Below are 8685 nucleotides of genomic sequence, written 5' to 3' on the forward strand. Positions count from 1 at the left end.
TTAATCGTCAGGCAACCTTATCTGCACTCCAGCATGAGTTTACACCTCCAGAAAGTATTCAGTCTCAGGTTGTCCCACCGAAAACAGATGGTGCTTCCCATTCCCCCTCTCCAGTCACTCCAGCTTCTGTTGTACAAACTAAATTGCTTGTAGCTAAGGCAAGTCAGCCTTTACCGACAGGAAAAACTAGCTCGACACCGGATTTGGTTTGGCGCTCCCAGGAGGAAGAAGAATCAGACAGTAGTTTGCTACAAACTAAGCTCTCGGATTCTAAGCCCAATCAGGATATCTCTTTAGTTCAAACTAAATCGGTTGTTGCCAAACCAAGTCAGCCCTCACTAACAACAACTACACTCCCAACTAAAACTACTAATCTCACCAAGAATACAGTAAGCAATAACTCGGCACAGGATTTAGTTTGGCGCTCCCAGGAGCAAGAGGAATCAGACAGTAGTTTGCTACAAACTAAGCTATCAAATTCTAAGCCCAATCAGGATATATCTTTGGTTCAAACCAAATCGGTTTTCCTCAAACAAAGTCAGCATTTACCAACAACAAATACAACCCCAAATTCCAACATCAATTTAACTACGAATAAAGTAAAAACTAGCTCAGCAACAGATTTAATCTGGCGCTCCGAGGAAGAAGAGGAATCAGACAGTAGTTTGGTACAAACCAAGCTCTCGGATTCTAACCAAAATCATGAAATCTCTTTAGTTCAAACCAAATCGGTTGTTGTCAAACCAAGTCAGCATTTACCGACAACAACTACAACCCCAACTATAAATACTAATCTGACTAAGGATACAGTAAGCAATAACTCGGCACAGGATTTAGTTTGGCGGTCCCAGGAGGAAGAGGAATCAGACAGTAGTTTGGTACAAACCAAGCTCTCGGATTCTAACCCCAATCATGATATCTCTTTAGTTCAAACTAAATCGGTTGTTGTCAAAGCAAGTCAGCCCTTACTGACAACAACTACAACCCCAAATAGAAATATCAATTTAGATACCGAGACAGGAAAAACTAGCTCGACACCGGATTTAGTTTGGCGCAAAACTGATAACGAATCTGTAGCCAAAGTATCGAAACTCCAACAGTTAAGCGATGGGGTGATTGCTCGTCAAGCTAATCTAACTGGAGCTAATTCCATTCCCATGACAGCACCAGTTACTTCAACCACAGCCACGTCAAATCTAGCAACCACTCCAGCTGACGGGGTAGATATAGATATCGAGGCAATAGCCGAACAAGTTAGTCGTATTCTAACTCGTCAGCTAACGATGGAACAAGAACGTCGGGGGATAGAAAAATGGCATTAGCTAAACTAACTATTATTCCTTTGAAGTGGGAAAAAACTCAAGACACTAAGTACCGTGCTGTAGAGTCGGAAGACAGAGCCAATTATCCAGAGATTACGGTTTTGTTTAACCCCGAATCCTACGCTATCAAAAAAGGAGTTAGTTGGAGTGGTTCAAGTCAAAAAGAATATAATGCCCCCATCTTAGATTTTGGTGGCGGGGGAAGTCGGGAATTAACTCTGGAATTGTTATTTGATGTTTCCGAAGGGGTTAGAAATTCACGACTTCAAAATCAAAATCAAAATCAAAATCAAAATCGTTTAATAGACAGTACCGCCATCGAGGATGTACGGGAGGAAACCAATAAACTTGTTGCCCTTACCCGCATTCAACGTGTTGGGGGTAAAGAACAACCACCACCAGCTTGTAAGGTTTACTGGGGTAAAGCACCAACTAATTCTGACTTCCCTTTTGTCGGGGTGATTACTAATCTGACCCAAACCTTCACCCTGTTCAAAAGTGATGGTAAACCGATACGGGCAAAAGTCAACATCACGTTTTCGGAATATCTTAACCCAGAAGATGATAAACGGCGTACCGATCCAGAATTAACCACTCGTATTGTCAAAAGAGGTGAAACCCTCAGCACCATTGCGGCGGATGTCTATGGTAACCCTAAGCTGTGGCGACTGATTGCCCAAGAAAATCAATTGGATAATCCCCGTGAACTTGATACTGGTAAAACCTTAACTATTCCCAAATTGCGTTGATGTTCATGGTTAATTGCTAATTATAATATTGATTTTTTTAATTTTTAATTTTGAATTTTGAATTGTAAAAATGCCCTTTACCCAACCCCAAACTTCCATATTCGCAGACTATGAAATCCTGGTTAATGGTTCTAGTTTACCAGGGTCGGCACAGTTACATATTACTGGGGTAACAGTAGATGAACAGGTTAATTTACCCACCATGTTTACCTTAACCTTGGGCAGTTTAGATGTGCAGGAAGGGGAAGTGTTGTGGCTAGATAACTCCTTGTTTAATATTGGCAATACGGTAGAAGTTAAATTAGGTTACCGGGAAAACCTAGCTACCCTGATAGTAGGAGAAATTACTGCTATAGAACCGGAGTTTACCATTGATCGACTACCAAAGGTAATGATTCGGGGTTATGATCGCAGCCATCGCTTACATCGTGGTCGTCATACCCAGACGTTTGTACAACTAAAAGATAGTGACATCGCAGCACAAATTGCCCAGCAGGTAGGACTTTCTGCCCAAGTGGAAGATAGTAGGGTGGTGCATGACTATATTTTACAAGCCAATCAAACCCATATGGAGTTTCTTCAAGAACGGGCAGCAAAAATTAATTATGAGGTGATGGTGGAGGATCAGAAATTAGTATTTCGACCTACGGCTAATCAAGACAGTGAAATTCTTACGCTAACCTTTAGTGATGACCTACTGGAATTTTATTCCTGTATGTCCTCTGCAAGTCAAGTTAATGAAGTCAAAGTACAGGGTTGGAATCCTAAAGAAAAGCAAGCAATTATCGGACGCGCCGCCACTGGTGATGAAGGCAGCAAGATGGGGGGAGAAATTAGCGGTGCAGCCCTAAGTCAAAATGCTTTTGGTACAGCGGTAAAAATCCTGAGCGATCGCCCGATTATCACCCTAGCAGAAGCAGAGCAATTCGCTCAAGCCCGTTTTCGGCAACTCAATTTAGAGTTGATCACAGGGGAAGGAATTTGTCGAGGACGTACCGATTTGCGAGCTGGAAAAGTGGTGCAAATTGACGGTGTGGGCAAGCGCTTTAGCGGTCAATACTATGTTAATAGTGTCCTACATCGCTATCGTGATAGCCAATATCAGACCAAGTTTACAGTGCGGAGGAATGGCCAATGAAATTCTCTGAATTACTTCTGGATAGTCAACCCCACCGAGCGATCGCATCTCGTATTTATGGTGTCGTGGTTGGTGTAGTTACCAACAATCAAGACCCAGAAGGACTAGGTCGGGTTAAAGTGAAATTCCCCTGGCTCAGTGATGAAGATGAAAGCGACTGGGCGCGAATAGCTACACTAATGGCGGGAAATGAAAGAGGGATTTATTTTTTGCCGGAAGTAGATGACGAAGTATTAGTAGCTTTTGAACATGGTGATGTCCGTTTACCCTATATTATCGGGTCTTTGTGGAATGGTAAAGAATTACCACCAGCAACTAATGAAGATGGTGCTAATAATATCCGGGTAATCAAATCCCGTAGTGGTCATGTCATCCGTCTCAATGATGAAGAGGGAGCAGAAACTATTGAAATTGTGGATAAAACGGAGAAAAACAGCATTGTTTTTGATACTGCTACCAACACTATTGCTATTACTACTGAAGGAGACATTACTTTATCAGCATCCCAAGGTAATATTAAACTAGAGGCACAAAATATTGAAATCAAATCTTCAGCAGATACCAAGGTTGAATCCGGTGCGGCAATGGAGCTTAAGGCCAGCAGCACCATGAATCTTAAAGGTCAAATCATTAATCTCAACTAGTCTAATTTAATTATGGGACAACCAGCAGCAAAACAAGGCGATCGCATTACCGCTATTGATACTCATATTGTGATGGTACCCTCACCAGGAGGACCAGTACCAACTCCCCTACCCCATCCTTTTGCGGGTATTATCAATGGCAATTTGAGCAGTGATGTCAACATGATGGGGATGCCAGCCGCTACGGTAGATAGTACGGCAGACAATACTCCACCCCATATTCCTAGTCCACCGGGGACTTCTTTTCAAAAGCCACCGGCTAATCGAGGCACCATCAAAATTGGGAGTCAGACTGTGAAAATTAACGGTAAAGCAGCTGCCCGTAACGGGGATATTGCTGAAACTTGTAATGATCCTGCTGATTTACCAGTAGGACAAGTAATCGCAGTAGGTACGGTGTTTATAGGCTGATGACGAAACCATTTTTAGGTGTAGGTGTGGGCTTTCCCCTTAGTTTAGATACTCAGGGAGATTTCCAACTTGCGGAATATGAAGAGAGTGTACGCCAATCAATTTTAATTATCCTCGGCACTGCTAGGGGTGAGAGAATTATGCGCCCTGATTTTGGTTGCGGTATTTACGATTTGGTGTTTGAACCCAATTCTGCTGCCACTACGGCTAGAGTCTCGGAAGCGGTACAGGAAGCATTATTGCGGTTTGAACCCCGCATTGATGTTGTGGATGTGCGCGTTCAATCCCCTACTCCAGAACAAATGCTGGTTAATATTGACTATCGGGTGCGAGCAACTAATAACGTATTTAATTTAGTGTATCCGTTTTATCTGGAAGGGAGTGCAGGCTAATGGCAAGAAAAGCTCCTAAAATTGATTCTAGAACGGCAGAGAGGATTGCTAAAGATGTACAAACACTGCTGGCTCAATATCTCACCGAGTATCCAACCTCTGAAAAACTAAAAAATAAAGGTGTTGCCCAGGCACTGGTGCAAATCTTTGCCCGCTTTGGTGAGATAATTATTTCTCGCCTCAATCAAGTGCCAGATAAAAATTTCCTCGCCTTTCTAGATTTGTTGGGAGCTTCCCGTTTAGCACCTCAGCCAGCAAGGGCACCCCTTACCTTTTTCCTCGCAACGGGCACTACAGTGGATGCGATCGCACCAGCTGGCACCCAAGTGGCTGCACCCCCCACAGAAGGAGAAACCGAATCGGTAATTTTTGAAACTGAACAGGAGTTGGTGGTAACTGGGGCGCAATTAGATTCTCTATTTGTGCGTAATCCCCCACAAGACCAGTATGCCGATTACAGTTCTCTGACGCAAATTAACCCAGCAACAACATATTTACCGATTTTTCGGGGAAATCAAGAGATTGAGCATGTTTTTTATGTGGGGCATCGGCAACTGCTCAGTTTTCCTACTATTAATAATCTCAAGTTAATCATAGAGTTAGAGAAAGTATTTAGTGATCCAGCTGAGTTAGAGTGGCAAGTTTGGCACGAAACAGAAGAGTTACAAGCTTGGCAGACAATTACACCTAATCGTGATGGTACTGACAACTTTAGTAAGAGTGGTGAAGGGGAAATTAACAGAGAAATTAATTTTGAGGAGATTAATGCTATACCCCTGACTCAAGTGCATGGAGTTACTAACCGTTGGCTGCGTTGCCGTTTAGTAACACCAATTAGCTCTAGTGAGGATTCTGCTGTGGGTATGGTGAGCAAACACCAATTACCAACCATTAGTAAACTGAGTCTAAAAGTAGAATTAAACCGCACTGACTTAAGATTAGAGGCTGCTGTTACCAATTCCCTCAACCAAGATATCAATCAGTCAATCTTTCCCTTTGGGGAAAAGCCTAAATTTGGCGACACCTTTTATCTGGCTAATGGAGAAGCATTTTCCCAGTCAGGAGCGCAAATTAATCTTAATTTAAACCTGGCACATCCTAGGGATATTGGTATTAATTTACAGACTATATCTGACCAATTAAATACTAGATTTGAACCAGACAATACTATATCTGAACACTTCAATCCCAGATTACAGTGGGAGTTTTGGAATGGTAAATCTTGGCAAGCCCTGTTTATCGCTACCAGGGAAGGGATGTTACACCCAGATTCAACCCCAGACAATCCCATTCCACTTCCAAACACATTTATAGATGAAACTAGGGCTTTTACCAACTTACTGGATGACAATGATGGCAATCTCAACCCAACAATAAAATTTACCCTACCAGAAGAAGCAGATATCCAACCCCAGGAAACCACTATCAATGGGGTAACTAGCTTCTGGATTCGGGTACGAATTATTAGTGGTAATTATGGTCAGGAAGCCAGCTTTGAGAATATTGATACTTATCATCCGGCAACGTTTGTCCCCCCAGTAATTAATTCCGTCTCCATCGACTACAAATTTACTTTGACAGAGGAACCGGAACAGATAATTACTGACAATGATTTTTTGTCTCGAACTATTGAGGATTTACCCTTCGCTCCTTTTGAGTCACTAGACTTAGATAAACCAACGACCTATCTAGGTTTTTCCTTGCCAGTGGAACGGAGTTTTCCTAATCTTCCCCTCAGTCTGTTTGTGAGGGCGGCTGCATTCAAATATGGGGAAAATTTAATACCGATTTCCCCTACTATCAGCAAAAAAGTTGGTTTACCTGGTACGACGGTTACCCATCGGTTTTGGTTAACCAATACTAATTCAGAAACGGTTACTTTCCAACTTGCTACTGTGGGGATGCAGCGTGTACCGGAATGGAGCACTCAGGTGACATCGGCTCGATTAGAACTAGAGGCGGGTGAAGCTAAAACCATCGCTATCAACGTAACTATTCCTGCCCAGGCTGCCTTGGGAAGTAGCGATCGCGTTTTTCTCCAGCTAGTTAAGAGCGATCAGCCTAACTTAGTTTACAGTGCCACGATGGAAACCTTTGCTGACACAGAATTACCAGCAGATGAAACCCCCCAACTAGTTTGGCAATATTGGAATGGTTCACAGTGGCGGAAAATAACAGTTCAGGATAATACCGACAATCTCACCCGTTCCGGCACAATCATCGTTTTACCACCAGCAGATATTACTCCCAAACAGGAATTTAGCTTATCTCCTCGCTACTGGCTGCGGGTGCAACACGCTAGTGGCAATTATACCTTTGAGCCTCGCTTAGGGCAGGTACTCCTTAACACTACTATGGCAGCCCAACGAGTTACCATCCGTAACGAAATCCTGGGTTCTAGTGATGGCTCGAAAAAACAAACCTTTACTACTAACCGTACTCCTATTTTAGAAGGGCAACAATTGGAAGTGCGGGAACTAGAATTACCGTCTGGGATGGAAGACGAAAAAATTAAACAGCAAGAAGGGGAAGACGCGATCAATATTACCTACGATAGTACCGGAAGACCCCAAGAAATTTGGATACGCTGGCATCAAGTCGCGGATTTTTATGATTCTAGTCCACGGGATCGCCACTATGTTTTAGATCGTCTCACCGGAACAATTCAGTTTGGTGACGGCATTAATGGCTTAATTCCTGCCATTGGTAGAGGTAACCTGCGCCTCAAGCAGTATCAAACCGGAGGAGGTAGCCAGGGTAACCAAGATCCAGGCAAGATCGTGCAGTTAAAAACTACCATTCCCTATGTAGACCGGGTAATTAACCCAGCAGCAGCCACAGGAGGTGCAGATCCAGAAAGCCTCGATTCATTACGCGATCGCATTCCCAAAGAAATTCGCCACCGCCACCGTGCTGTTACCCAAGACGATTATCAAGACTTAGCTCAAGCCTTGCCAGGAGTAGTTAGGGCAAAATGTGTTCCCCTCGTGGATTTAGCCCAATTGCTTGCTCCTACTAATAATCAGCCCCAGTGTTTTCCTCTCACAGATATCGATAATAATTCTGCTGTTGCACCAGCCAAAGTACCAGGAGTGGTGAGCGTGATTATTGTTCCCCACTCCAAGGACCCTAAGCCTTTACCCAGTCAAGAATTAATTAACCGCGTTCAAACTTATCTAGAAACCAATGCCCAACCCACCGTTAGAATTTCCGTCGTTGGAGCAGCCTATGTCAGTGTTAATATCACCACTACCATTGCCGTAACATCCTTAGAAACAGCCAGCCAAGTAGAACAAGGAATTGAGCAAGCCCTAGAACGCTTTTTACATCCCCTCACCGGCGGTTTTGACAGAAAAGGATGGGATTTTGGTCGAGAACCCTATCTTTCTGATTTATATAGACTCCTCGAATCCATCCCCAAAGTCGATCACGTGGTTAGCCTCACAGGAGAAAAATGTGAAGACATCGGAGGTGCAAGAGTGACCGGTAACTTTCTGGTTTATTCCGGCAACCATACCATCAATCTTGTGTATAGCAAAGGGAGTAGGGAGTAGGGAGTAGGGAGTAGGGAGTAGGGAGTAGGGAGTGTGGTGTTATAGCGCTACGCGCAAGTCAGAAGTTAGAAGTCAGAAGTCAAAAGTAAGCTACGACTAGGTTTTGGAGTTTAGAAGCGATGCAGCGCGGTCTTGGGGGTTTCCCCCATGAGCGACTGCATCAAGACAATGTCAAACATCTTAATGCGTAGTGCTATATCGTGGCTAATCCCGATTCCCGATTCCCGATTCCCGATTCCCAATTCTAACTTCTAACTTCTAACTTCTAACTTCTAACTTCTAACTTCCCGATTCCCGATTCCCGATTCCCGATCCCCAATTCTAAATTCTAAATTCTAAATTCTAAATTCCCAAAAATGCCTTTACAATTACCTAATTTAGATGACAAAACCTATGATGATTTGCTGGCGGAAGCGATCAGCTTGATTCCCACTTACGCGCCCCAATGGACAAATCATAACCCTTCCGATCCGGG

The 8685-nt window shown here is 43.5% G+C and carries 7 protein-coding genes and 1 pseudogene; all 8 read left to right on the plus strand.

Going from position 1 to position 8685, the window contains the following annotated elements; genetic code table 11:
- Window positions 1-1322: hypothetical protein (locus F6K38_RS30195; protein WP_287358765.1), on the plus strand; the 1322-nt coding region annotated here is incomplete at its 5' end.
- A complete protein-coding gene (locus F6K38_RS30200) occupies window positions 1313-2071 on the plus strand; it encodes a CIS tube protein (RefSeq protein WP_287358766.1) in 759 nt (252 codons plus the stop codon). The genes F6K38_RS30195 and F6K38_RS30200, both read left to right, overlap by 10 nt.
- A 70-nt stretch (window positions 2072-2141) precedes the next feature.
- The gene (locus F6K38_RS30205; RefSeq protein ID WP_287358768.1) at window positions 2142-3209 is read left to right on the plus strand and encodes a phage late control D family protein; all 1068 of its coding nucleotides are present in this window, start codon (window positions 2142-2144) and stop codon (window positions 3207-3209) included.
- Complete coding sequence (locus F6K38_RS30210; RefSeq protein WP_287358769.1) at window positions 3206-3853, plus strand: phage baseplate assembly protein V; 648 nt, start codon at window positions 3206-3208, stop codon at window positions 3851-3853. Before F6K38_RS30205 ends, F6K38_RS30210 begins: the two co-directional genes overlap by 4 nt.
- 12 nt (window positions 3854-3865) lie before the next feature.
- Entirely contained in the window at window positions 3866-4264 is a 399-nt protein-coding gene (locus F6K38_RS30215) for a PAAR domain-containing protein (RefSeq protein ID WP_287358770.1), read from the plus strand.
- Window positions 4264-4656, plus strand: a complete 393-nt coding sequence (locus tag F6K38_RS30220; protein ID WP_287358771.1) for a GPW/gp25 family protein — start codon at window positions 4264-4266, stop codon at window positions 4654-4656. The genes F6K38_RS30215 and F6K38_RS30220 overlap by 1 nt, the downstream gene beginning before the upstream one ends.
- Window positions 4656-8210, plus strand: coding sequence for a putative baseplate assembly protein (locus F6K38_RS30225; RefSeq protein ID WP_287358772.1), 3555 nt, complete (start codon window positions 4656-4658; stop codon window positions 8208-8210). The genes F6K38_RS30220 and F6K38_RS30225 overlap by 1 nt, the downstream gene beginning before the upstream one ends.
- A 356-nt stretch (window positions 8211-8566) precedes the next feature.
- Window positions 8567-8685: pseudogene (locus tag F6K38_RS44485) on the plus strand (baseplate J/gp47 family protein); the annotation flags it as partial.

Source organism: Moorena sp. SIO3B2 (assembly GCF_010692525.1).
Lineage (GTDB): Bacteria > Cyanobacteriota > Cyanobacteriia > Cyanobacteriales > Coleofasciculaceae > Moorena > Moorena producens.